Genomic DNA, 24929 nt, shown 5'->3' on the forward strand with positions numbered 1-24929 from the left:
AATACCATGCGCGGTTCAGGCAACCGCCTGCAGCCGCGCCTCCTTCAAGCCCAGGTCGACGCCATGGACGCTCACGTGGTTACGCCCGTTCTGCTTGGCGTGATACATGGCTTCGTCCGCGCGCTTGAGCACATCTTCCCATTGCGCGTCGCCGTCCCGGGCCGCGGCCAGGCCGACGCTCACCGTCATCGGCACCGCGAGCCCCTGCACCAGCAGCGGCGTCTCGTCCACCAGCTCGCGCAGGCGTTGCGCGATGCCCGCCACGTCAGCCAGAGTGCCGCCGCCGACCACCACCGCGAACTCTTCGCCGCCGATGCGGAACATGGCGTCGTAGCCGCGCAGGGCGCGCGCCGCCAGCGTGGTCACGTGGCAGATCGCGGCGTCGCCGACGCTGTGGCCGTAGCGGTCGTTGATCGCCTTGAAGTGGTCGATGTCGAAGGTGATGAAGAACAGCGGCGTGGCGCTGCGTTGGCAGCGGCGGAATTCGCGCCCGGCGATGTCGTGCAGGGCGCGGCGGTTCAGCCAGCCGGTCAGGACGTCGGTCAGCGAAGCGCGGCGCAGGGCCAGTTCCTGCTGGTGGGTGACGATCAGCGCGCAGGCCATGGTCGACACCGACAGGAACACCAGCACGAACAGCGAACCCGAGGTCTGCAGGAACTGGCTGCCCATGAAGGTGAGCTTGCGGTCTTCGCTGGCCGCCAGGTAGAGGGTGCGCAGCGCCATCTGGGTCATGAACAGCAGCTCCAGCCCCATCAGCGGTAGGTAGGCGGGCTTGGCGCCGTCGTCGGGCTGGCGCCACAGCAGCCAGACCACGCCCAGGTTGATGCCGGCGACGACGGGCGTGAACAGGAACAGGCGATGCAGGACCGAGCCCTGCATGAAAGGCAGCGCGTGTACGCACAGCACGGCCAGCGTCAGCAAGGCCAGCAAATCGTAGCGCGGCCGCAGGGACAGGTGGCGGCGCACGCCGACCAGGATGCCGGCATGGCCGGCGATGTAGAACATGTTGGCCACGGCCGGCGCGATCGCGAGGTCGAGCTTGTACTTGAGGGCGACTGCTCCGATGACATTACTCGCCAGGAAGCACAGGCCGCTCAGCGACCAGTCCAGCAGGCAAGGCTGACGCGAGCTTGCACGGTACAGCAGCTGCATGCTGGCAGCCATGATGCCGGCTACCAGCGCGGAAGCCACGACGAGTGTGAACGCATCCATGCTTTGCCTCGACTACGGAACCATACGATAGGAATCAATTCCCCAAGTATAGGATTATTGTCATAAGGTAAATCTCACACATTGTCTCAGCCAGCGCATTTACAACAAGCGTATGCGGTCCGCATGATCCAGCCGAAACCGGGCCTCTATAAGGCTGTGATATAAGGTCAGTCCGATCACCGACCCGCGCCCATGAAACCCGCCTTCTTCGCCATCGTTGGGGCCCAGTTCTTTTCCTCGCTGGCCGACAGCGCGCTGTTCATCCTGTGCGTGTCGCTCGTGACGACCCTGGCTTTCCCGGAATGGATGACGCCGATGCTGAAGATGGGCTTCGTGCTGTCGTACATCCTGCTGGCCCCGTTTGCCGGCGCCTTCGCCGACATGTTTCCGAAGGGACGTGTCATGCTGGTGACGAACACGATCAAGATGTTCGGCTGCTCGCTGATCCTGGCCAAGGCCAATCCCCTGCTCGCCTACGGCATCGTCGGCTTCGGCGCCTCGGCCTATTCGCCTGCCAAGTACGGGATCCTGGCCGAAGTCCTGCCTGCCCGGCGCCTGGTGGCGGCCAACGGCTGGATCGAGGGGACCACGGTGGTCGCGATGATCCTCGGCACCATCCTCGGCGGACTCATTTCCGCCAACGGGCACACGATCGCCTGGCTGCTGAGGATGGCGCCCGTGCAGGGCGGCATGGTCGATACGCCGCTGCACGCGGCCGTGGCCGTGATCGTGCTGACCTATTTCATCGCCGGGGTGCTGAACCTGGGCGTGGTGAACGCCGGCACCCGCTATGCCAAGGCGCGCCGCTCCCTGCCTTCCCTGCTGCTCGACTTCTACCGCTGCAATTCGACCCTGTGGCGCGACCGCGAAGGCCGGGTCTCGCTGGGCGTGACCTCGCTGTTCTGGGGCGCCGGCATGGTGCTGCAGATCCTGCTGCTGGCCTGGGCACGGTCGGCGCTCGGCCTCGGCCTGGACAAGGCGGCCGCGCTGCAGGGCGTATTCGCGCTGGGCGTGGTGATCGGCGCGGCGATCGCCGGCAAGACGGTGCCGCTGGTGCGTTCGATGTCGGTGATGCCAGTCGGGATCGTGCTGGGTGTCGGCCTGTGCGCGATGGTGTTCGTGCACACGGTGCAGGTGGCGCTGCCCCTGCTGCTGGCGATCGGCGTGCTGGCCGGCCTGTTCGTGGTGCCGATGAATGCCATCCTGCAGCACCGCGGCCACAGCCTGATGAGCGCCGGGCAATCGATCGCCGTGCAGAACTTCAACGAGAACCTGGCCATCCTGGCGATGACGGCCAGCTATGCGATGGCGCTGCAGGTCAAACTGGAAATGAACACGGTGCTGGTATTGCTGGGTGTGCTGATCGCCCTGGCGACCATCTACCTGCGCGCCCTGGCAAATACGGCGCAACATGCATGAGTCTTGCCGATAGTTGACACCAATATATTAGGTTTGCCTATAATAAATTGTCGTCAACTCATGCATACACGAGGCAGCCATGTCCGTTATCTCGCTGGTGATCCAGGTTCTCGGATTCATTCTTCTCATTGCCGGCTTCCGCGGCGCAAATCGTAACCTGATGCTGGGCGCCGCCCTTTTGCTCTGGTTTGGCGCCGGCTCCGAAGAGTTTGCCCATGGATTCATGCAAGGGATCCACAATGGGGCACCTACTGTCCACAGCAGCCCAGCCTGAGGCCTGCCTATACAAGAGTACCCAAAACGCCACATTTGAGCGTTTTGATGCTTTGTAACAAGGTTGTTACAAATCAAGCGAACCATTGCTTTAGATCGAAGACTAGAATATTTTCTTTCTTTCAACCTCTAAAGCAGGGTAAATATGATACGTTTGCCGATCGGCTTGGCGGCGCTATGCCTCACCATGTCAGCAATTGCAGCGGAACCTTTTGACGATAAATTCCGCCAGCTCGACGAACTACTCCCCACCCCGACCACGATCCGTACCGCCTCCGGCGCGCCGGGTCACGCCTACTGGCAGCAGCGCGCCGACTACTCGATCCGCGCGACGCTCGACGAGGCGAACCGTTCGATCAGTGGCGCCGAGACGATCACGTATCACAACAATTCCCCTGACACGCTGACCTACCTGTGGGTCCAGCTCGACCAGAACATCTACAAGCCGAACTCCGATTCGCGCACCGGCGCCACCATCCGCTCGCGCGACGCCTGGGACAAGCCACGCGGCCCGGACGACGGCATGAAGTTCGACCAGCTGCAGAGCCTGATGACCGCCCGCAGTTTCGACGGCGGCTTCAACATCAAGTCGGTGAAGGATGGCGGCGGCGCCCCGCTCCACTACGTCATCAACCGCACGATGATGCGCATCGATCTGCCGCAGCCGCTCAAACCCGGCGCCAGGGTCGCGTTCGCGATCGAGTGGAGCTACAACATCAACGAGCAGAAGGTGCTCGGCGGCCGCTCCGGCTACGAGAAGTTCGACGACAAGAACGACCTGTTCGAAGTCGCCCAGTGGTTCCCGCGCATGGCAGCCTACTACGACGTGATGGGCTGGCAGCACAAGCAGTTCCTGGGCACCGGCGAGTTCACGCTGGAATTCGGCGACTACGACGTGGCCGTGACCGTCCCGGCCGACCACATCGTGGCCTCGACCGGCGAGCTGCAGAATCCGGGCGACGTCCTCACCGCCGCGCAGCGCCAGCGCCTCGAGCAGGCCCGCACCGCCAAGCAGCCGGTAGTCATCGTGACCCAGGCCGAGGCCGAAGCCAAGGAAAAGACCCGCGCCACCACCTCGAAGACCTGGCACTTCCGCGCCAGGAACGTGCGCGACTTCGCCTGGGCCTCGTCCCGCAAGTTCATCTGGGATGCTCAGGGCTTCAAGAAGGACGCGACCAATGTGATGGCCATGTCCTACTATCCGAAGGAAGGCAACCCGCTGTGGGAGAAGTACTCGACCCAGGCCATCATCCACACCATCGACCAGTACAACAAGTATTCCTTCGACTACCCCTACCCGGTCGCGATTTCCGTGAATGGCCCGGTGGGCGGCATGGAATACCCGATGATCTCGTTTAACGGCCCGCGTCCGACCAAGGACAAGAAGACCGGCGAGCTCACGTATTCGAAGCGCACCAAGTACGGCCTGATCGGCGTCGTGATCCACGAAGTGGGCCACAACTACTTCCCGATGATCGTCAACTCGGACGAGCGCCAGTGGACCTGGATGGACGAGGGCCTCAACAGCTTCGTGCAGTACCTGGCCGAGCAGGCATGGGAAGAGAATTATCCGGCTTCGCGCGGCGAGCCGCGTTCGATCGTGGACTACATGAAGAGCGCCAACCAGCAGCCGATCATGACCAACTCCGAGTCGATCTCGGCGCTGGGCCCGAACTCCTACGCCAAGCCGACCGCTGCGCTGAACGTGCTGCGCGAGACGGTGCTGGGCCGCGAGCTGTTTGACTTCGCGTTCCGCGAATACGCACGCCGCTGGAAATTCAAGCGCCCGACCCCGTCGGACTTCTTCCGCACCATGGAAGACGCCTCGGGCACGGACCTCGACTGGTTCTGGCGCGGCTGGTTCTACACCACCGACCACGTGGACGTGAGCGTGGACGGCATCAGCGAGTACACGGTCGGCACCAAGGACCCGGAAATCGAGAAAGCCTGGAAGCGCGCCCAGAAGGATGCGGAGCCGGTCTCGATCACCGAGCAGCGCAACAAGGGCACGCTGCCGCGCCGCCTGGACTCGCATCCCGAGCTGAAGGACTTCTACAACGAGCACGACGAGTTCACGGTCACCAACAAGGACCGCAACAAGTACAACGAAGCCGTCGAAGGCCTGGAGGATTGGGAAAAGGCGCTGCTGAAGGAAGGCAAACACCTGTACCTGGTCGACTTCACCAACAAGGGCGGCCTGGTGACCCCGCTGGTGCTGGAGATCACGCTTGCCAGCGGCAAGAAGTACATCGAGCGCGTGCCGGCCGAAGTGTGGCGCTATTCGCCGAAGAAGATCACGAAGCTGATCATCACCGACGAGACCATGACCAGCCTGGTGCAGGACCCGTACTGGGAAACCGCCGACACCGACCAGAGCGACAACGCCTGGCCGCGCAAGGCGACCCCGTCGCGCCTGGAACTGTTCAAGTCCCAGCGTCCGCAGGACGACATGATGAAGGACTATAACGAGAAGCTGAAGACCAAGGAATCCAAGGAGTCGAAAGACGACAAGGGCGCCAAGGACGCCAAGCCGGAAGTCAAGGCAGCAGCAGAAGCAGCAAAGTAAGACCGTAGGGTGGGCACCCCGTGCCCACGCGGACGTATGCGCAATGCGACGTCACGCGTGGGCACGTTTTGTTTTGATGCCCCCGGCATCAAAACCCCATTGTGCATTTTGGACCGCATAAATATACATATAACGACCACATGAACTTCAAGCGCCTGCCCGCCAGCCTCGCGGCCCTGAGCCTGATCGCCGCCATCGCCAGCCCCGCCTTCGCCCAGCAATTCGACGATAAATTCCGCCAGCTCGACGAACTGCTGCCCATGCCCACCGACACCCGCACCGCCTCGGGCGCGCCGGGCCACGCCTACTGGCAGCAGCGCGCCGACTACAAGATCCGCGCCAAGCTGGACGAAGCGAAGCACGCGATCCAGGCCAGCGAGACGGTCACCTACCACAACAATTCGCCGGACACGCTGAACTACCTGTGGCTGCAGCTGGACCAGAACCTGTTCAAGCCGAATTCGAATGGCCGCACCTCGGCCACCGTGGTCTCGCGCGAAGCCTGGGCCCGGGCCACGCCGGAGACGGGCGTGAAGTTCGACGCCATGCGCACCATGCTGGAGTCGCGCTTGTTCGACGGCGGCCTCAACATCACGGCGGTGAAGGATGCCGGCGGCGCGCCGCTCCACTACGTCATCAACGGCACCATGATGCGCATCGACCTGCCGCAGCCGATGAAGCCGGGCGCCAAGCTGTCCTTCGCGGTCGACTGGCACTACAACATCAACAACCAGAAGATCGTGCATGGCCGCTCGGGCTACGAAGGCTTCGACGACAAGAACGACCTGTTCGCGATCGCCCAGTGGTTCCCGCGCATGGCGGCCTACTACGACGCCCACGGCTGGCAGCACAAGCAGTTCCTGGGCGCCGGCGAGTTCACGCTGGAGTTCGGCGACTACGATGTCGAGCTGACCGTCCCGGCCGACCACATCGTGGCCGCCACCGGCGAGCTGCAGAACCCGGATGCGGTCCTGTCCCCGGCCCAGCGCGAACGCCTGAAGCAGGCGCGCACGGCAACGAAGCCGGTGCTGATCGTGACGCAGGCCGAGGCCGAGGCGAAGGAAAAGGCCCACGCCGACACTACCCGCACCTGGCGCTTCCGCGCGAAGAACGTGCGCGACTTCGCGTTCGCCTCGAGCCGCAAGTTCATCTGGGATGCGCAGGGCTTCAAGAAGAACGGCACCGACGCGCTGGCGATGTCCTTCTACCCGAAGGAAGGCAATCCGCTGTGGGGCCAGTACTCGACCCAGGCGGTGGTGCACACCCTCGACCAGTACAGCAAGTACTCCTTCGACTACCCCTACCCGGTCGCGATCTCGGTCAACTTCGACGTCGGCGGCGGCATGGAATACCCGATGCTCTCGTTTAACGCCCCGCGTCCGACCAAGGACAAGAAGACCGGCGAGATCACCTATTCGAAGAACGCCAAGTACGGCCTGATCGGCGTGGTGATCCACGAGGTCGGCCACAATTACTTCCCGATGGTCGTCAACTCGGACGAGCGCCAGTGGACCTGGATGGACGAGGGCCTGAACAGCTTCCTCGAGTTCCTGGCCGAAGAAGCCTGGGAAGAGAAATTCTCGATCGGTTACGGCGAACCACGCATGATCGCGAGCTACATGAAGAGCCAGAACCAGGTGCCGATCATGACTAACTCGGAGTCGATCGTCCAGTTCCTCAACAACGCCTACGCGAAGCCGGCCACCGCGCTGAACGTGCTGCGCGAAACGGTGCTGGGCCGCGAGCTGTTCGACTTCGCCTTCAAGGAGTATGCGCGCCGCTGGAAGTTCAAGCGCCCGACCCCGGCCGACTTCTTCCGCACCATGGAAGACGCGTCCGGCACGGACCTCGACTGGTTCTGGCGCGGCTGGTTCTACACCACGGATTACGTGGACGTCAGCATCGACGGCATCAGCGAATACACGGTCGGCAGCAAGGACCCGGAAATCGAAAAGGCCTGGAAACGCGCCCAGAAGGATGCGGAGCCGGTTTCGATCACCGACCAGCGCAACAAGGGCACCCTGGAGCGCCGCCTCGATGCGCATCCGGAGCTGAAGGACTTCTACAACGAGCACGACGAGTTCACGGTCACCAACAAGGACCGCAACAAGTACAACGAAGCCGTCGAAGGCCTGGAAGACTGGGAAAAAGCGCTGCTCAAGGAAGGCAAGCACCTGTATCTGGTCGACTTCAGCAACAAGGGCGGCCTGGTGACGCCGCTGATCCTCGAGATCACGCTCGCCAGCGGCAAGAAGTACGTCGAGCGCGTGCCGGCCGAAATCTGGCGCTACAACCCGAAGAAGGTCACCAAACTGATCATCACCGACGAGCCGATGACCAGCCTGGTGGAAGACCCGTATTGGGAGACCGCCGACACCGACCAGAGCGACAACGCCTGGCCGCGCAAGGCGACCCCTACGCGCCTGGAGCTGTTCAAGTCCCAACGTGGCGGTGACGACATGATGAAGGACTTCAACGAGAAGCTGAAGACCAAGGACGACAAGGCCAAGGACGAAGAAAAGCCGATCGCCAAGTAAGCCAAGCAACCGTAGGGTGGGCACCCCGTGCCCACGCATCAATTAACGCACATGGTGGGCACGGGGTGTCCACCCTACGAACATGAAACATCTCGCTACTCTGACCCTGATCGCCTCGATCACCGGCTCGGCCTTCGCCCAGCAATTCGACGACAAGTTCCGCCAGCTCGACGAACTGCTGCCAACGCCCACCGACACCCGCACCGCCTCGGGCGCGCCGGGCCACGCCTACTGGCAGCAGCGCGCCGACTACAAGATCCGCGCCCAGCTGGACGAAGCCAATCGCGCCATCACCGGCAGCGAGACCGTCACCTACCACAACAACTCGCCGGACACGCTGAACTACCTGTGGGTGCAGCTGGACCAGAACATGTTCCGCGCCGATTCGGACAACCGCATGATCTCGAGCTACCCGTCGCGCGAGGCCTGGCGTACCGCGTCCGCCACCGGCGGGCAGGCCGGCCTGCAGTACGAGGCTGCCCGCTTCCTGGTCGAGAGTCGCAAGTTCGACGGCGGCTTCAAGGTCGCCAGCGTCACCGGCACGGACGGCAAGCCGTTGCGCTACGTGATCAACAAGACCATGATGCGCATCGACCTCGAACAGCCGCTGAAGCCGGGCGCGCGCGTCTCCTTCAATATGTCGTGGTCCTTCAACGTGCCGGAAACGAATGTGCTGGGCCGCCGCATGGGCTTCGAGCGCTTCGATAAAGAGGACAAGAACGACCTGTTCGAGATCGCCCAGTTCCATCCGCGCATGGCCGCCTACTACGATGCCCACGGCTGGCAGAACACGCAGTACCGCGGCGACGGCGAATTCACGCTGGAATTCGGCGACTACGACGTCGAGATCACCGTACCGTCCGACCACATCGTGGCCGCCACCGGCGAGCTGCAGAACGAAGGCGATGTACTCACCGCCGCGCAGCGCGAGCGCCTGAAACAGGCACGCACTTCGAAGCAGCCGGTGATCATCGCCAGCCAGGCGGACGCCGAAGCCCGCGAAAAAGGCCGCGCCACCACCACCAAAACCTGGCGCTTCAAGGCCAGGAACGTGCGCGACTTCGCCTGGGCCAGCAGCCGCAAGTTCATCTGGGACGCCCAGGGCTTCAAGAAGGGCGACACCGACGTGCTGGCCATGTCCTTCTACCCGAAGGAAGGCAATCCGCTGTGGGAGAAGTACTCGACCCAGGCCATCATCCACACCATCGACCAGTACAACAAGTATTCCTTCGACTACCCCTACCCGGTCGCGATTTCCGTGAACGGCCCGGTGGGCGGCATGGAATACCCGATGATCTCCTTTAACGGCGGCCGTCCGACCAAGGACAAGAAGACCGGCGAGCTGACCTACTCGCGCAGCACCAAGTATGGCCTGATCAGCGTGATCATCCACGAGGTCGGCCACAACTACTTCCCGATGATCGTCAACTCGGACGAGCGCCAGTGGACCTGGATGGACGAGGGCCTGAACTCCTTCATGGAATTCCTCGCCGAGACGGCGTGGGAAGAGAATTACCCGGCCCGCCGCGGCGAGGCGCGCAACATCACCGATTACATGAAGAGCCGCAACCAGGTGCCGATCATGACTGGCTCCGAATCCGTCACCCAGCGCGGCAATAACGCGTATGCGAAACCGGCCACCGCGCTGAACGTGCTGCGCGAAACGGTGCTGGGCCGCGAGCTGTTCGACTTCGCCTTCAAGGAGTACGCGCAGCGCTGGAAGTTCAAGCGTCCGACCCCGGCCGACTTCTTCCGCACCATGGAAGACGCCTCGGGCACGGACCTCGACTGGTTCTGGCGCGGCTGGTTCTACACTACCGACGCGGTGGACGTAAGCGTGGACGGCATCAGCGAATACACCGTTGGCAGCAAGGATCCGGAAACCGAGAAGGCCTGGAAACGTGCGCAAAAGGATGCGGAACCGATCTCGATTACCGACCAGCGCAACAAGGGCACGCTGCCGCGCCGCCTCGAGAAGCACCCGGAACTGAAGGACTTCTACAACGAACATGACGAGTTCACGGTCACCAACAAGGACCGCAACAAGTACAATGAAACCGTGGACGGCCTGGAGGATTGGGAAAAGGCGCTGCTGAAGGAAGGCAAGCACCTCTACCTGGTCGACTTCAGCAACAAGGGTGGCCTGGTGACGCCGCTGATCCTGGAAATCACGCTCGCGAGCGGCAAGAAGTACGTCGAGCGCGTGCCGGCCGAAGTCTGGCGCTACTCGCCGAAGAAGATCACGAAGCTGATCATCACCGACGAGCCGATGACCAGCCTGGTGCAGGACCCGTACTGGGAAACCGCGGATACGGACCAGAGCGACAATGCCTGGCCGCGCAAGCCGGCGCAATCGCGCCTGGAGCTGTTCAAGAGCCAGCGTCCGCAGGACGACATGATGAAAGACTACAGCGAAAAGCTGAAGACGAAAGAGCCGAAGAAGGACAGCAAGGAAGCCGCGAAGGCCGAAGAGCAGTCCATCGAGGCCGGCAGGAAAGTGGAATGAGTCTTAAACGCTCGATTGCAAAGTGTGTGGGCGCGGCCGTCCTGGCCGGCGCCTGTGCGCTGGCGCCCGCACATAACTTCCACGCCGGGATCACCGACATCAGCTTCAACGAGCGGACCGGCAGCACGGAGGTCGTGCACACCTACATGGCGCACGATGTCGAGGCGCTGCTGACCAATCTGTACCAGCGCCAGTTCGACCTGTCCGATCCGGACGACCAGGCCGTGTTCCGCAAGTACGTGGAAAAGCAGTTCTGGCTGGCGGACAAGGACAAGCGCCGCCTGCCGCTGAACTGGGTCGGCATGACGGCCGACGCCCAGAGCGTCATGGTGTACCAGGAAGTCGTGCAGACCCCGGCCGCGAAGGTCGAGATCATCCACGATGCGGTGCTCACCGACTTCATGCCGGACCAGCTGAACACCGTGAACCTGACGGTGGCGGGCAGCCTGCGCACCTTCGGTTTCAGCAGCAAGCAGTCCGAGTTTTCAGTCCACTAAGCGTTCGTACCTGATGCGTCTCCGAGTCCTGCCCTGCGCACTGGCCGCGCTGTTCTCCCACCTCACGGCCTACGCCGACGACCTGGTAATCCAGCGCGTGCTGGTCGAAGGCGCACGCGCCAGCCAGCTGGGCATCGCCGATTCCGCGAATGCCGGCAGCGTCAGCCAGAAGGAACTGGAGATGCGCACCATCTACCGTCCCGGCGAGCTGCTGGAGGCGGCGCCCGGCCTGATCGCGAGCCAGCACAGCGGCGAAGGCAAGGCCAACCAGTTCTACCTGCGCGGCTTCAACCTCGACCACGGCACCGACCTCGCCACCTATGTGGACGACATGCCGGTCAACCAGCGCTCGCACGCGCACGGCCAGGGCTGGACCGACCTGAACTTCCTGATCCCGGAACTGACCGCACGCCTCGACTACCGCAAGGGCCCCTACTCGGCGCGCGAAGGCGATTTCGCCTCGGCCGGCAGCGCTGCCGTCACCTATGTGAACCGCCTGGTGCGCGACGTGGCGACCCTGAGCGTCGGCCAGAACGGCTATGCGCGCACGGCGCTGGCGGCGTCGAAGGACACGGCCGGCGGCGCCCTCACCTATGCGCTGGAGCTGCTGCACAACGACGGCCCCTTCACCCGTCCGGACGATTACCAGAAGGTGAACGGCGTGCTGCGCTACAGCCGCGGCTATGCGAACAACGGCTGGAGCGTCACCGCGATGGCCTATCACGGCCGCTGGAATTCCACCGACCAGATCCCGGAGCGCGCGGTCGACGACGGCCGCATCGGGCGCTTCGGCATGGTCGACGATACCGATGGCGGCGAAGCGCGCCGATACAGCCTGTCCGGCGTATGGCGCCAGACCAGCGCCGATTCGGCGTCGAAGGTGAATGCCTACCTCATTCGCAACCAGCTGGACCTGTGGTCGAACTTCACTTACTTCATGGACGACCCGGTGCATGGCGACCAGTTCGCCCAGCCGGACCGCCGCGTTACCAGCGGCGTCAACGCCCTGCACACCTGGCACGCGCACCGCGGCGACAGCCTCACCGCCGACATCAGCGTCGGCCTGCAAGCGCAGAACGACAATATCTTCAACGGCTTGCTGCACACGCAGGCGCGCCAGACGCTGGACACCACGCGCCAGGACCACATCGTCGAGACCAGCCGCGCGGCCTGGATCGAGAGCGCCACGCGCTGGGGCGAATCCTTCCGCAGCATCGTCGGCCTGCGCGCCGACGGCTACCGCTTCCGCGTGCAGGACAGCCTGACCGGCAAGGCGGCCAGCGCCAGCGACACCCTGCTCAGTCCTTCGCTGAACCTGGTGTTCGGCCCCTGGAAGAGCAGCGAGCTGTATCTGAATTATGGCCAGGGCTTCCACAGCAACGACGCCCGCGGCGCCGTCAACAGCGTTGAGCCACTGGTGCGCTCGCGCGGCATGGAGATCGGCCTGCGCACGGAAGCAATCCCGAAGATGCAGACCGCGCTCTCGCTGTACCGCCTGGATTTCGATTCGGAGCTGAGCTATGTCGGCGACGCCGGCACCACCGAGGCCGGCTCGCCCAGCCGCCGCATCGGCATCGAGTTCTCCAACTACTACAAGCCCGTGAAGTGGCTGGCTATCGACTTCGACGCCGCCTTCGCGCGCGCCCGCTCGCGCGAGGTGGAGGCCGGCCAGGACCGCATCCCCGGCGCGGTGGAAGGCGTGAGCCAGCTGGCCATCACGGCCAGCCAGCTGGGCAAGAACGGCGCCTGGGAAGGCGCGCTGCGCCTGCGCTACTTCGGCCCGCGCCCGCTGGTCGAGGACAACAGCGTGCGCTCGCACGCCAGCACCACCTTGAACGGCCGCATCGGCTACCGCCTTGCGAAGGACCTGCGGCTGGAGCTGGAAGGCTTCAACCTGCCCAACAAGCGCGTCTCGAGCATCGACTACTATTATGCCTCGCAGCTGAAGGGCGAAGCGGAAGCCCATGAGGACATCCACTTCCACCCGCTCGAATCGCGTTCGTTCCGCCTTACGCTCATCAAGAACTGGTAAGGCTTACTTCACCGTCAGCGTCACGTCGTCGATCAGGAAGGAAGTCTGCACCGTCGAGCCCTCGGTGCCGACGAAGTAGACCTGCACGGTCTGGCCTTTGTACGAGGTCAGGTCGAAGCTCTTCTGCGCATAGGTCGTCCCCTTGTTCAGGTTCGAGTAGGTCGCCAGCGTGGCCAGTACCGTGCCGCTGCTGTTGCGCACCTGGACCTTGAGCGTGTCGTAGGCGGTCGTCGGGGTGGTCTCGTCCGACTGGATCTCCAGCCAGAAGGCCAGAGTCGCGCTGGTCGCGGTCGAGGGGATCGTCACCTGCTGGTACATGGTGTCCGTGTGCGCGGCGCCGTAGCCGTTCAGCCAGGCCTTGTAGCTGCCCGCATGCGCCGGGACGGATGCGTCGTTGGTGATCACGCCGCTGGATGCCGTCCACGAGGCCGTTCCCGATTCGAAGCCCGAATTCGCGATCAGCTGGGTCGAGGCCACCGTGTTGCTGACGCTGAAGGCGACGCCGCTCGAGGTGGCGACGTTGCCCGCCGCATCGTAGGCTTTCGCGGTGAGCGTGTGGCTGCCGTTCGCCAGGGTGGTCGAATCGAGCGTCATCGAATAGGCCGCGGCGGTGTCGGTGCCTTTCAGCGCGCCGTCGACGTAGAACTCGACCTTGGTGACGCCGACGTTGTCGCTGGCCGTGGCCGACAGCGTGATGGTGCCGCTGGTGCCGCTCTCGCTGGCGCTCACGGTCGGCAGTGTCGTGTCGCCGCTGCCGCCGCTGCCCGAGGTCTGGCTGACCCAGATCGGCGCCGACCACAGGATATTGCCGTCGTTCTGGGTGATCTTGGCATAGTAGAAGTGCTCGCCCACCGCCGGCGTAATGGTCGTGCTGGCGGTACTGGCCAGCTGGGTGACGGTGCCGTTGCGGCCCGGGACGCCCTCGAAGATCGCCACCGTCGACGCGGTCTTGCCCGAGGTGCTGGCGAAATTCGCCACCAGGTTCAGGGTGCCGCTGTTGCTGAAGGTCTCGCCCATGATGTGGCCGTTCGCGGTCAGCACCAGCTGCGAAGTCTTGTCCATGGTCGCGAACACGCGGCGCGCCTTCAGTGCGGCGATGAAGCTGGCATTGGTGAGCGCGGTGCCGGTCGGGATCAGCACGCCGGTGCGGTTGGTGTAGGACGCGCCCCAGTTGGCGCAGTGGTTGTCCTGGTCGGTCGAGAAGGCGACGTGGAAGCCCGCTTCGAGCGCCTTCTTGCAGGCGCCTTCGTAGGTGCTGCGGCTGGTTTCGGTTTCAGTGGTATTGGTCGAGAAGGCCGAGGTATTCAGCACTTCGCACAGCACCATCGCCTGGTCGCCGTCGGCCGTGTACCCGAGCGGCACGCCATTCACCAGGAACTGGCCGGTCGTCTCCGGATGGTTGAACTGGCCGATCCAGCCGCGGGTTTTCATGAGCGTGTACAGCGCCGCGTAGTCATTCTTGGCGGTGTAGGTGTCGCCGATCAGCTGGTTGCTGCTGTTGTACTCCCACTCCAGCAGCTCGGGCGAGTTGAAGATGTTCATGTGGCCGCCGTTGCTGATCACGCCCCACTCCATGCCATACACGGCGAGGAAGCTGGGGTTGGCGGCATTGAAGCTCGATGCCGCCGACAGGCCGGACTGGTACAGCGATTTCGCGGTGGCGGAGCTGGCCGAGGCGTTGGTCGAATCCGAGCCGTCGTACATGTGGTTGTGCTCGGACGCCATCAGGAAATCGAGTCCCTTGCCCTTGGCGTAGTTGAAGGCATCGGTCGGGCCGTAGGTGCCGGACTGCGGATTCTGGGCGCCGGTGCACGAGCTGAGCACGCCGCCGCCGTCGCTGTGGTTGGTCTGGCTGTGCAGGTTGCCGTAGTAGACCGTGTAGGGCAGCGAGGCGGTGGCCGCCACCGAGGCGCGCGTGGCCGATTCCTGCACCATGCCGGCGCTGCCGGACACGGTGGTGGTGCTGGCGGCGGCCGCCGTGCCGGCGCGCGTGGGCAAGGCGCCGAAGGCCGGCATCTGCGCGACGTCGGGCTCGCCCACCGCGATCTCCCAGGCCTGTTCGATCCGTTCTCCACCGTCGGCATCGACCAGCGCGTCCACCTCGTCCGCGGACAGCTTCGCGCGGCCATGCGCCTGCGCCGTATTCGCCACCGCGACCAGCCGCACCTGGTAGACGCCATCGCGCAGGGCCGGATCGCCGGCACGGCCGCTCCAGTCGACCTTGACCTCGACCGGCTTGCCGGACAGGCGCTCGCTGCCCTGCCAGCGCTGGATCACGCGCTGCGCCGGGTCGACCAGTTCCAAACGCCATGCCACGTCCTGGGCCTGGCGCACGAAGGGATAGCTGAAATTGAGGGTGAAGGTGCGGCCTTCCTGCCCTGCCTGGGCGGTGTACGGGGCGTGCAGCGTGGCCTCGAACTCGCGGTGATCTTCTTCCGACGCATAAGTTGGATAGGCGGCGCCGAGCGCCAGGCTGAGGATGAGGGCGAGCGGCAAGGACTTGGTGGTGTGGGCGCGGCGCATAGTTTCCCTTGTTGTCATGTTATAAGAGTACAAACTCTTACAAATATGCATGACACAAAAATGACAAACAAGCAGCGCGTCAGTACAACAATGTAGCTGTTGTGAAATTGTTGAAAATTTATACATGGTGCGTAACAAGCATGCTTTCGGCTCATCCGTTTGATGAACAGCGGCAACACGGCGGCTTTCAAAAGGTGCTACGCTAAGAGGATGACTACCTCGCAACCACCCTATTCCGACCCGTCGCGCATCGTCGATGCGCTGCGCACGGACGGCTATGCCCTGCTGCGTCCGCAAGACGTGGCCAGCCTGGCCGGCTGCTCCCTGGACGACCTGCAGGCCCTGGCGCCGAGCTGGGATCGCCTGGAACTCGACAACTACCTGAAGGACGGCGGCCGCTACCGGCGCCGGCGCCATTCCTGCTTCGTCGACGATGGCGACGCCCTGGTCCAGAGCCCGCACCGCGCGCACTGGCAGCCGGTCGAGTACAACGCACTGCACGGCGGCATGCACCGCCTGTTCGTGCCGATCGAAGCGTCCACCGTCGAACAGCTGGCCTGGAACCGCCTGCTGCGCGCGCTGGGCGCGGTTTGCACCGCGGTGAAAGGGCCGCAGCCCTGGTATGTCGAGGCGCACCAGTTCCGCATCGATACCGCCGACGGCATCGGCCGGCCGACGCCGGAAGGTGCGCACCGCGACGGCGTCGACTTCGTGGCCGTGATCCTGATCGGGCGCGAGGGCATCAAGGGCGGCGAGACCCGCGTGTTCGAAGCCGATGGTCCGAAGGGGCAGCGCTTCACCATGCTCGAACCCTGGACCATGCTGCTGCTGGACGATGCGGCGGTGATCCACGAGTCGACGCCGATCCAGCCGCTGGCGGAGCATGGGCACCGGGATACGCTGGTGCTGACCTGGCGCGCAGGCGCTTTCCAGGGCGACGACGCCGAGACGACGGGCGCCTGAGGCAAAAAAAAGCCCGCTACCTTGCGGAGCGGGCGGAATCCAGATTTCGGAGAAAACTGGAGGAGACGGTTCAACTATAGCGCTATTTATTGTGCAGCGCAATACAGTAGAACTACGATAGCCTCCAGACCCCGCCACAGAGTGGGACCGATCCTACATTCACCTCACACCACCTTGAACGACGGCGCCTTTTGCGGCATTGCGGGAAACACCTGCGCCAGGTGCTTATCGCTCAAAAGTAAATGTCGTTCGGATACTTGCGCCAGCACCGAACGGAAATCGGTCGTAACGGGCAAATCCCGCCCTTCATTCAGCGCAGTGTCTTCAAGGCCCTGCCAGTCGCCGTAGACCCGGCCGCCGTTGACCTTCCCGCCCAGTACCCACATCGCATTGCCGTGGCCGTGGTCGGTGCCGCCTGTGCCGTTCTCGCGCGCGGTGCGGCCGAACTCCGACATCACCACCACGACGGTATCGTCGAACAGGCTGCCGAGGCGCTCGGCCAGCACCGCCAGGCCCTGGCCCAGCGGCGCCAGGCGATTCGCCAGCTGGCCGGTGCCGGCGCCCTGCCCCACGTGGGTATCCCAGCCGCCCAGGGCGACGAAGGCCATCTGGATTTTCGGATCGTTGCGCATCAGCGTCGCCAGGCGCGCCGCATCGTCCGGGAAGCCGTTGGGCAGCGGCGCGCCGCGGTCCGCCGCCTGCATCTGCGGGGTCTCGGCGGCGGCCATCATCACTTCGCGGTGCGCCTTGCGGCCATCGTCGTAGGCGCGCCCGAAGCGCGGATGGTTGGCATACAACTGGTCGAAGGCGGCGCCGATTGCCGGGCGGTCGAGGATGTCGGCCTTGGTGCCGGAGGCGACGTTGGGCAGGTTGACCGCCGCCGCCTGGCCGGCCAGGATGCGCGGCATGACCGGGCCGATGCCCAGCAGGCGGCTCGGCGTGGTGGTGCCCGGCAGGGTCGCGACCAGGCGGTTCATCCAGCCGTCCGGCGTGTTCTTGCGGCCCGGCGTGGCCGATTCCATGTAGTCCTGGGCGTCGAAGTGCGAGCGGGTGCCGTCCGGCGAGCCGCTGGCGTGCACGAAGGCCAGCTTCTTCTGCTGCCACAGCGGCTGCAGGCTGGCCAGCGCCGGGTGCAGGCCGAAATAGCCGTCCAGGTCCAGCGCGCCGTTCTCCATGCCCGGCGCGGCCAGGCCGATGCCGGGACGCAGGCGCAGGTAGTTCTCGTCGCCCACCGGCGCCACCACGTTCAGGCCGTCGACGGCGCCGCGCAGCATCACCACCACCAGCTTCTTGCGGGTCGGGCTGTCGGCCGGCCCGGTCGCGGCCCAGGCATGAGGACCCAGCGGCAGCACGATGCCGGCGCCCAGCGCCAGCGTATTCAGGAAGTCCCTGCGTTTCATCGTTCTCTCCTCAGTGCTGCATGAAGTCGGGGCTGCCCAATACCATTGCAGCGCGAAGGTTGTCGGGATGGCGCGCGATCGTCTCCAGCGTGGCCGGCGACAGCGCCCCCGTCAGTGCGGCCTGCAGGCGGGCCGGGTCGATCGGCACCGGCGGCGCGGGCGGGGCCGGTGGCGGCGGCAGGAACATCGCCGGCGCTGCGTCGCTGCCGGCCAGGTTCTGCATCATCGGCTCCGGCGGCGGCGCCAGTACCGGCCTGGTTGCCAGCGGCAGCCTGCCCTGGGCCAGTGCAGTGGCAAAGGCGATGCGGCGCGTCAGCGCGTCCGGGTTGAGCCAGGCTTCCTGGGTGTTCTTGTAGCCGTCCGGGGTCTGGCAGCCGTACAGCGGCATGCCGAGCTGGCTCATGGTATTCAGCAGCGGCCCCACGTTGGCCAGCGGCGCAGCGCTGGCACGCGCCGCCGACACCACGAACTGATAGGGCGTCTTGAACTTGGCGCCGGCCGCGGCATCGTCCATGAACTCGGGGCTGGCGAACATCGTCTTGAGCACGGTGCGGATGTCGCCCTGGCTGGCCAGCCAGGCCTGGGCCATGCGCTCGACCAGGGCCGGCGGTGGCGCATCGCTGACGAAGTACTGGGCCAGCTGGAAGCTGAGGTGGCGCGCGGTGGCCGGGTGCATGGCCAGCACGTCGAGCGCGTACTCGCCCTCGGCCTGGCCATTCGGCGCAATCTCGTGCCCGAGCCAGGTCTTGCCGCCCTTGTCGTGGCGGCCGGCGTCGAAGCGGAAGGTCTCGCCCAGGCGCACCAGGCGGCGCTGGTCGTAGGTCCAGCCGGTCAGCATGCGCGCCAGCTCGGTTACGTCGCGCTGGCTGTAGCCGCCGTCCACGCCCAGCGTGTGCAGCTCCATCAGTTCACGTGCATAGTTCTCGTTCAGGCCCTGCGCCCTGCCCTTGGGATTGGCATTGGGCCTCGGCGCCGAGGACACCGCATTATCGAGATAGAACAGCATGGCCGGGTGCTTCGCGGTCGCCCCCAGCAGCGCGCGGAAGGAACCCAGCGCGTACGGGCGGATGGCGTCGCGCTCGTAGCTAGCCACCAGCGCGCGGTCGATGCCCTTGCCGGCGAAGACGTTGAAATGGTTGTACCAGAAGTCGACCATGACCTCTTCGAGCTGGCGCGGGCTCTCGACCGCGCGCACGAGTCTCGCCTCGGCCTCTTCGCGCGCGGCGCGGCCCTGCTCGATGCGGCGGCGCTGCTTCGCGCCCTCCTCTTCGTTGCGCACTTCCTTGCGCAGCTCCAGGTAATCGCCGAGGGCCGTGCCGGCGCTGCGCTTGACCGTCTCCAGCGCATCCAGGCGCGCATCCAGCTCGGCCGGCATGGGAATGGCTTCCGGATGCAGCTGCTCGTCGATGTAGCGCTGCACGCCCATGCGCTGGACCCGCTCCACGTCGCCGGGGCGCGGCCCGAAAGCGAGGCGGTTCAGCACGTGCACGGCCTGCTGCTCGGGCGGCAGCGGGGCCGCATGGAGCGCCGGTGCGATCAGCAAGGCGGCGGCGACGAGGAAGGAAGGACATCTGCTCATGGACGGATGCTCCAATGGGTTATCGAACATGAAGGATAAGTCACAGTCTAGAGGCTGGCGCCTGTTTTCAGGAGTAAAGATTTGTAAAGCGGCGTTTCGTACTTACAAGACGCGAACAAAGCATGCACTTTTGCTACACTTGCATGATGACTATCCGCCTCCGCCCCCAGCTCCTGATCCCGATCGCCGTGCTCGCAGCCCTGGCCGGCGCCTTCGCCACCAGCCGCGCTGCCGACGACAAGAAGGCCGCCGCACCGCGCCCCGCCCTGACGGTCACCACGGCGCGCCCGTCCACCGCGCGCCTGCCGCTGCGCCTGAGCGCCAACGGCAACGTGGCCGCCTGGCAGGAAGCCGTGATCGGCAGCGAATCGAATGGCCTGCGATTACGCGAAGTGCGCGTCAACGTCGGCGACATCGTCAAGAAGGGCGAGGTGCTGGCCGTGTTCGATGCCGACGTCGTCAACGCCGACCTGGCCCAGGGCCGCGCCGCGCTGCAGGAAGCCGAGGCGAATGCGGCCGCCGCCCAGGCCGACGCCCAGCGCGCCCGCGCGCTGAAAAGCTCGGGCGCCATGAGCGAGCAGCAGGTCACCCAGTACATTACCGCCGAGCGCACCGCCGCCGCGCGCGTGGCCGCCGCGCGCGCCACGCTGTCGCAGCAGCAGCTGCGCCTGAAGTACACCCAGGTGGTGGCGCCCGACAGCGGCATCATCTCGGCCCGCAACGCCACCGTGGGCGCGGTCGCGGGCGTGGGCACGGAACTGTTCCGCATGATCCGGCAGGGCCGCCTGGAATGGCGCGCCGAGGTCACGGCCGCCGAGCTGCCGCGCATGAAGCCGGGCCTGAAGGCCGAGGTCAAGGCCGCCAGCGGCGCCACCGTCAAGGGCACGGTGCGCACCGTGGCGCCGACCGTCGACCCGCAAAGCCGCGTCGCCTTGGTCTATGTCGACCTGCCCCCGAGCCTGTCCTCGAACGCGCCGCTGAAGGCCGGCATGTTCGCCGGCGGCGAATTTACGCTGGGCGAGTCCGGCGCGCTGACGGTGCCGCAGCAGGCGATCGCGGTGCGCGACGGCTTCTCGTACGTGTTCCGCCTGAACCAGGACAGCCGCGTCAGCCAGGTCAAGGTGAGCACCGGGCGCCGGCTGGGCGACCGCGTCGAAGTCGTGGCCGGCCTGCCGCCGGATGCGCTGGTCGTGACCAGCGGCGCCGGCTTCCTGAACGATGGGGATCTGGTGCGCAACGTGCAGCCGGCGGCGCCGGCCACCGCTGTCGCCAAGCGCTGAAGGGGCGACGATGAACTTCTCGGCCCTCTCGATCCGCAATCCGATCCCGGCGATCATGCTGTTCGCCCTGCTCACGCTGGCCGGCATCCTGGCCTTCCGGGCCAACAAGGTGCAGGACTTCCCGGACATCGAACTGCCCATCGTGACCGTCACCGCCACCCTCGACGGCGCCGCGCCGGCCCAGCTGGAAACGGAAGTCGCGCGCAAGATCGAGGATTCGGTCGCCAGCCTGCAGGGCATCAAGAACATCTACACGCGCGTGCTCGACGGCGTGGCCACCATCACCGTCGAATTCATCCTCGAGAAGGACTTGTCGGATGCGGTCAACGACGTGCGCGACGCCGTCTCGCGCGTGCGCGCCGACCTGCCTGCCGAGATGCGCGACCCCAGCGTGACCAAGGTGGCCACCGCCGGCCGGGTGGTGCTGACCTTCACCGCCGAGGCAGCGCAGGCCAACGGCAAGCCGGCGCTGGATGCGCCCGACCTCAGCTGGTTCGTCGACAACACGGTGTCCAAGCGCCTGCTCAGCGTGCCGGGCGTGGGCGCGGTCAAGCGCGTGGGCGGCGTCTACCGCGAAGTGCGGGTCGAACTGATTGAGGCCCGCATGGCGGCGCTGCGCGTCTCGGCGCTGGACGTCTCGCGCCAGCTGCGCAACGTGCAGCGCGAGGAACCGGGCGGACGCGGCGACGTCAGCGGCGCCGAACAATCGGTGCGCACCCTGGCCACCGTGCAGACGGCCCAGGAACTGGCGCGCATGGACATCCCGCTGCCGGACGGCCGCCACGTGCGCCTGAACGAGATCGCCAGGGTCGAGGACACGGTGGCCGAGCCGCGCGCGCTGGCCGAGCAGAATGGCCGCACCGTGGTCGGCTTCGAGGTCTTCCGCACCCGTGGCGCCGGCGAGACCGACGTCGCCGCGGGCGCCCGCGCCGCCATCCGCGATCTGCAGGCCAGGCACGGCAACGTGGTGCTGCGCGAAGTGATCGACAACGCCGAGCCGGTTTCGGAAAACTTCAAGGCCTCGATGGAGATGCTGTACGAAGGCGCGATCCTGGCCGTGCTGGTGGTGTGGCTGTTCCTGCGCGACTGGCGCGCCACCATCGTCGCCGCGGCCGCGCTGCCGCTGTCGGTGATCCCGGCCTTCCTCGGCCAGTACCTGTTCGGCTACACCCTCAACACCGTCACCCTGCTGTCGCTGGCCCTGGTGGTGGGCGTGCTGGTGGACGACGCGATCGTCGAGATCGAAAACATCTCGCGCCACCTCAGGATGGGCAAGAGCCCGATGCAGGCCGCGCTGGAAGCGGCCGACGAAATCGGCATGGCGGTGATCGCGACGACGTTCTCGCTGGTGGCGGTGTTCCTGCCGACGGCCTTCATGAGCGGCATTCCCGGCAAATTCTTCAAGCAGTTCGGCTGGACCGCGGTGCTGGCGATCCTGGCCTCGCTGCTGGTCGCGCGCCTGCTGACGCCGATGATGGCGGCCTACTTCCTGAAGCCCGCCAAACACGGCGAAGAGAAGGACGGTCCCGTCATGCGGCGCTACATGCGCACCATGCAGTGGTGCCTGCGCCACCGCGGCCTGACCATGCTGGCGGCGGCCCTGTTCTTCGCCGGCTCGATCTCGCTGGTGCCGCTGCTGCCGACCGGCTTCGTGCCGGCCGCCGACCGCGCCCAGACCCAGATCAACGTCGAACTGCCGCCCGGCTCGACCCTCGTGGAGACGCGCCTGGTGGCCGAGCGCGTGCGCCAGGCCGCGCTGCAGGTCCCGCACGTCAAAAACGTGTTCAGCTCGATCGGCGGCGGCTCCAGCGGCGACGCCTTCGCGCCCGGCGCCGCGGCCGAAGCGCGGCGCGCCGTGTTGACCATCACCACCGCGCACCGCGGCGACCGCAAGGAATCGCTGGCCGCCATCGAGTCGAGCCTGCGCGCCAAGCTGAACGACATCCCAGGCGCCCGCTTCACGGTCGGCCCGCCCGACACCGGCGTCAAGATGCAGCTGGTGCTGCGCAGCGAAGACCCGGTGGCTCTGACCGCCGCCGCGCGCGCGGCCGAGCGTCAGCTGCGCACCCTGCACGGCGTCGGCAACGTCAGCTCCAGCGCCTCGCTGGTGAGGCCGGAGATCATCGTGCGCCCCGACTTCGCGCGCGCCGCCGACCTGGGCGTGACCGCGGCCAGCATCGGCGAGACCGTGCGCGTGGCCACCGCCGGCGACTACGACCAGGTGCTGGCGAAGATGAACGTGTCCGAGCGCCAGGTGCCGATCCGCGTGAAGCTGCCGGACGCCGTGCGCGCCGACCTCGACGCCATCGGGCGCCTGACGGTGCCGGGCAAGAACGGCCCGGTGCTACTGGCGAACGTGGCGGAGATCACGATGGAAAGCGGCCCGGCACAGATCGACCGCCTGAACCGCAACCGCAACGTGACGCTGGAAGTGGAGCTGAACGGCCGCTCGCTGGGCGAAGTGAACACCGAGGCGCGCGCCCTGCCGGCCTTGAAGAACCTGCCGGCCTCGGTGCAGATCGCGGAACTGGGCGACGCCCAGGAGATGCAGGCCCTGTTCGCCAGCTTCGGCCTCGCCATGCTGATCGGCGTGCTGTGCATCTACGGCGTGCTGGTGCTGCTGTTCACCGACTTCCTGCAGCCGGTGACCATCCTGGCGGCGCTGCCGCTGTCGATCGGCGGCGCCTTCGTGGCGCTGCTGATTACACGGGATGCGCTGTCGATGCCGACCATGATCGGCCTGATCATGCTGATGGGGATCGTGACCAAGAACTCGATTCTGCTGGTCGACTACGCGATCCTGGCGCGCAAGGCCGGCATGAACCGCTTCGATGCATTGGTCGACGCCTGCCACAAGCGCTCGCGCCCGATCGTCATGACCACCATCGCAATGGGCGCCGGCATGCTGCCGCTGGCCCTGGGCCTGTCCGGCGATCCGAGCTTCCGCTCGCCGATGGCGGTGGCCGTGATCGGCGGTCTGATTACCTCGACCCTATTGAGCCTGCTGGTAGTGCCGGCCGTGTTCACCTATGTGGACGACGCGGAGCACTGGATGGGACGGATGGGGCGGAGGTTGCGCAGGCACCCGCATCATGAGGTGCCGCGTGAGGAAACTGCGGTGAAATAGTTAGCCCATAGATGTCATTCCCGCGCAGGCGGGAATCCATAGTGAGCTGAATAAGGATACTCAGCATGGATTCCCGCTTCCGCGGGAATGACGTGTTGGTGGTGTTTAGAAGGTCTCCCACTCCCCAACCGCAGCACCCCGCTTCGCCGCCTTCGGCTTCGCGGCTACCGCCGGCAAGCGCTGCCCCGGCTGCGCCTTGGCCACCGCCTTGCGCGGCGCGGCCGCCATCTCGACCTTGAACACAGCCACCATCTGCGCCAGGCGCTCCGCCTGCTCCTGCAGGCTGCCGCAGCGCCGGCTGCTTCCTCTACCAGGGGTACGTTCTGCTGGGTGACGAAGCCATCCTAGTGAGCCTCGAATCCGATCCCATGAACAAATCCGCACGCGGGCGCTTGGCCGCGAAGACGCCTGACCAAGCGGCACTAGATCGACATCAGCTGGTGGGTTTTGTGCTTCTCCGTGAGGAGCACCGACTATCGCTTTTGCTGCAACACAATGTTCTTCGATGCTTATTTCTCGGCTTCAACGCTAGACCATCTACATTTCTAAGTTGGGCAAAAGATCGATCGTCCATGCCCGAGATTTTTAACGTACTGATAACGGAGCTGATATGAAGTCCATTGCGAACTTATGGATATTTGTTGCCGCTGCGGCCATTGCCCTTAGCAGCCCTGCCAAAGCGAACTGCGAAACCTACCCGACGATCGAACCCGCGCCACCTTTCGCGGTTGCCTCGCGTATTGAACTGCTTGACCAGCAGAATGCAGCTGTCGCTGCGCAATACTTAGGAAACGAGAATTTCAAGCGTGCGGCTGCAACAACAATTAATGTTTCCCAACCGAACGAAAAAGACTTTCGCTATATCGTCAAGGCGCCTTATTTCGGCGGCGTGTCCAATCGCTTCCAAGCAAAAATCAAGGATGATACGTTGATCTTTACCGCCGGGGTGTTAGGACGCGGGGGCCACTGAACGATTGGTTATTTCGTTGTCGACGTTCCAGAAGAGTTTCATAAA

At 65.2% G+C, this 24929-nt stretch carries 16 protein-coding genes; 11 read left to right on the forward strand and 5 right to left on the reverse strand.

Annotated elements, in window-relative coordinates; translation table 11 throughout:
- Positions 1 to 15: 15 nt before the first annotated feature.
- Positions 16 to 1212, reverse strand: coding sequence for a GGDEF domain-containing protein (locus tag AC07PE_RS04960; RefSeq protein WP_498762141.1), 1197 nt, complete (start codon positions 1210 to 1212; stop codon positions 16 to 18).
- Positions 1213 to 1404: 192 nt separating this feature from the next.
- Here AC07PE_RS04960 and lplT point away from each other — a divergent pair, with 192 nt between their 5' ends.
- The 7 genes from lplT to AC07PE_RS04995 all read left to right on the forward strand — a co-directional run bounded on the left by lplT (position 1405) and on the right by AC07PE_RS04995 (position 13042).
- Entirely contained in the window at positions 1405 to 2631 is a 1227-nt protein-coding gene (gene lplT, locus AC07PE_RS04965) for a lysophospholipid transporter LplT (RefSeq protein ID WP_498762143.1), read from the forward strand.
- Positions 2632 to 2710: 79 nt separating this feature from the next.
- Positions 2711 to 2905, forward strand: coding sequence for a hypothetical protein (locus tag AC07PE_RS04970; protein WP_498762145.1), 195 nt, complete (start codon positions 2711 to 2713; stop codon positions 2903 to 2905).
- A 186-nt stretch (positions 2906 to 3091) separates the two neighbouring features.
- Entirely contained in the window at positions 3092 to 5470 is a 2379-nt protein-coding gene (locus tag AC07PE_RS04975; protein WP_498762147.1) for a M1 family metallopeptidase, read from the forward strand.
- Between the two features lie 140 nt (positions 5471 to 5610).
- The gene (locus AC07PE_RS04980) at positions 5611 to 8007 is read left to right on the forward strand and encodes a M1 family metallopeptidase (RefSeq protein WP_498762148.1); all 2397 of its coding nucleotides are present in this window, start codon (positions 5611 to 5613) and stop codon (positions 8005 to 8007) included.
- 82 nt (positions 8008 to 8089) lie between these two features.
- Entirely contained in the window at positions 8090 to 10513 is a 2424-nt protein-coding gene (locus tag AC07PE_RS04985) for a M1 family metallopeptidase (protein ID WP_498762150.1), read from the forward strand.
- Positions 10510 to 11010: a DUF6702 family protein gene (locus AC07PE_RS04990; protein ID WP_498762152.1), complete on the forward strand. Its 501-nt coding sequence runs from the start codon at positions 10510 to 10512 to the stop codon at positions 11008 to 11010. The genes AC07PE_RS04985 and AC07PE_RS04990 overlap by 4 nt, the downstream gene beginning before the upstream one ends.
- Before the next feature lie 13 nt (positions 11011 to 11023).
- Complete coding sequence (locus AC07PE_RS04995; RefSeq protein ID WP_498762153.1) at positions 11024 to 13042, forward strand: TonB-dependent receptor; 2019 nt, start codon at positions 11024 to 11026, stop codon at positions 13040 to 13042.
- Between the two features lie 3 nt (positions 13043 to 13045).
- Here the strand turns inward: AC07PE_RS04995 and AC07PE_RS05000 are convergent, their stop codons facing one another.
- Positions 13046 to 15565: a CehA/McbA family metallohydrolase gene (locus AC07PE_RS05000; RefSeq protein ID WP_498762155.1), complete on the reverse strand. Its 2520-nt coding sequence runs from the start codon at positions 15563 to 15565 to the stop codon at positions 13046 to 13048.
- Between the two features lie 210 nt (positions 15566 to 15775).
- On the opposite strand from AC07PE_RS05000, the gene AC07PE_RS05005 reads away from it, so the two are divergent.
- A complete protein-coding gene (locus tag AC07PE_RS05005) occupies positions 15776 to 16528 on the forward strand; it encodes a 2OG-Fe dioxygenase family protein (RefSeq protein WP_498762157.1) in 753 nt (250 codons plus the stop codon).
- A 164-nt stretch (positions 16529 to 16692) separates the two neighbouring features.
- Here AC07PE_RS05005 and AC07PE_RS05010 read toward each other — a convergent pair whose 3' ends face one another.
- Complete coding sequence (locus tag AC07PE_RS05010) at positions 16693 to 17928, reverse strand: DUF1501 domain-containing protein (protein ID WP_498762159.1); 1236 nt, start codon at positions 17926 to 17928, stop codon at positions 16693 to 16695.
- 10 nt (positions 17929 to 17938) lie between these two features.
- The gene (locus AC07PE_RS05015) at positions 17939 to 19507 is read right to left on the reverse strand and encodes a DUF1800 domain-containing protein (RefSeq protein ID WP_498762161.1); all 1569 of its coding nucleotides are present in this window, start codon (positions 19505 to 19507) and stop codon (positions 17939 to 17941) included.
- A gap of 143 nt (positions 19508 to 19650) precedes the next feature.
- Between AC07PE_RS05015 and AC07PE_RS05020 the strand changes: the two genes are divergently transcribed.
- Both AC07PE_RS05020 and AC07PE_RS05025 read left to right on the forward strand, forming a co-directional pair.
- Entirely contained in the window at positions 19651 to 20787 is a 1137-nt protein-coding gene (locus AC07PE_RS05020) for an efflux RND transporter periplasmic adaptor subunit (protein WP_498762163.1), read from the forward strand.
- Between the two features lie 10 nt (positions 20788 to 20797).
- On the forward strand, positions 20798 to 23914 hold the full coding sequence (locus AC07PE_RS05025; protein ID WP_498762164.1) for an efflux RND transporter permease subunit: 3117 nt from the start codon (positions 20798 to 20800) through the stop codon (positions 23912 to 23914).
- 105 nt (positions 23915 to 24019) lie between these two features.
- On the opposite strand, the gene AC07PE_RS05030 is transcribed toward AC07PE_RS05025, so the two are convergent.
- Positions 24020 to 24166, reverse strand: coding sequence for a hypothetical protein (locus tag AC07PE_RS05030; protein ID WP_498762166.1), 147 nt, complete (start codon positions 24164 to 24166; stop codon positions 24020 to 24022).
- Positions 24167 to 24524: 358 nt separating this feature from the next.
- Between AC07PE_RS05030 and AC07PE_RS05035 the strand changes: the two genes are divergently transcribed.
- Positions 24525 to 24884, forward strand: a complete 360-nt coding sequence (locus AC07PE_RS05035) for a hypothetical protein (protein ID WP_498762168.1) — start codon at positions 24525 to 24527, stop codon at positions 24882 to 24884.
- The last annotated feature ends 45 nt before the right edge of the window (positions 24885 to 24929 follow it).

Source organism: Telluria sp. GW821-FHT07G12, from assembly GCF_059418525.1.

Excerpts from the sequence above, each read along its gene's own strand:
- AC07PE_RS05005 (WP_498762157.1), top strand. The coding sequence starts at position 15,776 with ATGACTACCTCGCAACCACCCTATTCCGACCCGTCGCGCATCGTCGAT.
- AC07PE_RS05035 (WP_498762168.1), top strand. The coding sequence starts at position 24,525 with ATGAAGTCCATTGCGAACTTATGGATATTTGTTGCCGCTGCGGCCATT.
- AC07PE_RS04995 (WP_498762153.1), top strand. The coding sequence starts at position 11,024 with ATGCGTCTCCGAGTCCTGCCCTGCGCACTGGCCGCGCTGTTCTCCCAC.
- AC07PE_RS05000 (WP_498762155.1), bottom strand. The coding sequence starts at position 15,565 with ATGCGCCGCGCCCACACCACCAAGTCCTTGCCGCTCGCCCTCATCCTC.
- AC07PE_RS05010 (WP_498762159.1), bottom strand. The coding sequence starts at position 17,928 with ATGAAACGCAGGGACTTCCTGAATACGCTGGCGCTGGGCGCCGGCATC.
- AC07PE_RS05015 (WP_498762161.1), bottom strand. The coding sequence starts at position 19,507 with ATGAGCAGATGTCCTTCCTTCCTCGTCGCCGCCGCCTTGCTGATCGCA.
- AC07PE_RS04975 (WP_498762147.1), top strand. The coding sequence starts at position 3,092 with ATGTCAGCAATTGCAGCGGAACCTTTTGACGATAAATTCCGCCAGCTC.
- AC07PE_RS04985 (WP_498762150.1), top strand. The coding sequence starts at position 8,090 with ATGAAACATCTCGCTACTCTGACCCTGATCGCCTCGATCACCGGCTCG.
- AC07PE_RS05020 (WP_498762163.1), top strand. The coding sequence starts at position 19,651 with ATGATGACTATCCGCCTCCGCCCCCAGCTCCTGATCCCGATCGCCGTG.
- AC07PE_RS04990 (WP_498762152.1), top strand. The coding sequence starts at position 10,510 with ATGAGTCTTAAACGCTCGATTGCAAAGTGTGTGGGCGCGGCCGTCCTG.
- AC07PE_RS04970 (WP_498762145.1), top strand. The coding sequence starts at position 2,711 with ATGTCCGTTATCTCGCTGGTGATCCAGGTTCTCGGATTCATTCTTCTC.
- AC07PE_RS05030 (WP_498762166.1), bottom strand. The coding sequence starts at position 24,166 with ATGGTGGCTGTGTTCAAGGTCGAGATGGCGGCCGCGCCGCGCAAGGCG.
- AC07PE_RS05025 (WP_498762164.1), top strand. The coding sequence starts at position 20,798 with ATGAACTTCTCGGCCCTCTCGATCCGCAATCCGATCCCGGCGATCATG.
- AC07PE_RS04960 (WP_498762141.1), bottom strand. The coding sequence starts at position 1,212 with ATGGATGCGTTCACACTCGTCGTGGCTTCCGCGCTGGTAGCCGGCATC.
- lplT (WP_498762143.1), top strand. The coding sequence starts at position 1,405 with ATGAAACCCGCCTTCTTCGCCATCGTTGGGGCCCAGTTCTTTTCCTCG.
- AC07PE_RS04980 (WP_498762148.1), top strand. The coding sequence starts at position 5,611 with ATGAACTTCAAGCGCCTGCCCGCCAGCCTCGCGGCCCTGAGCCTGATC.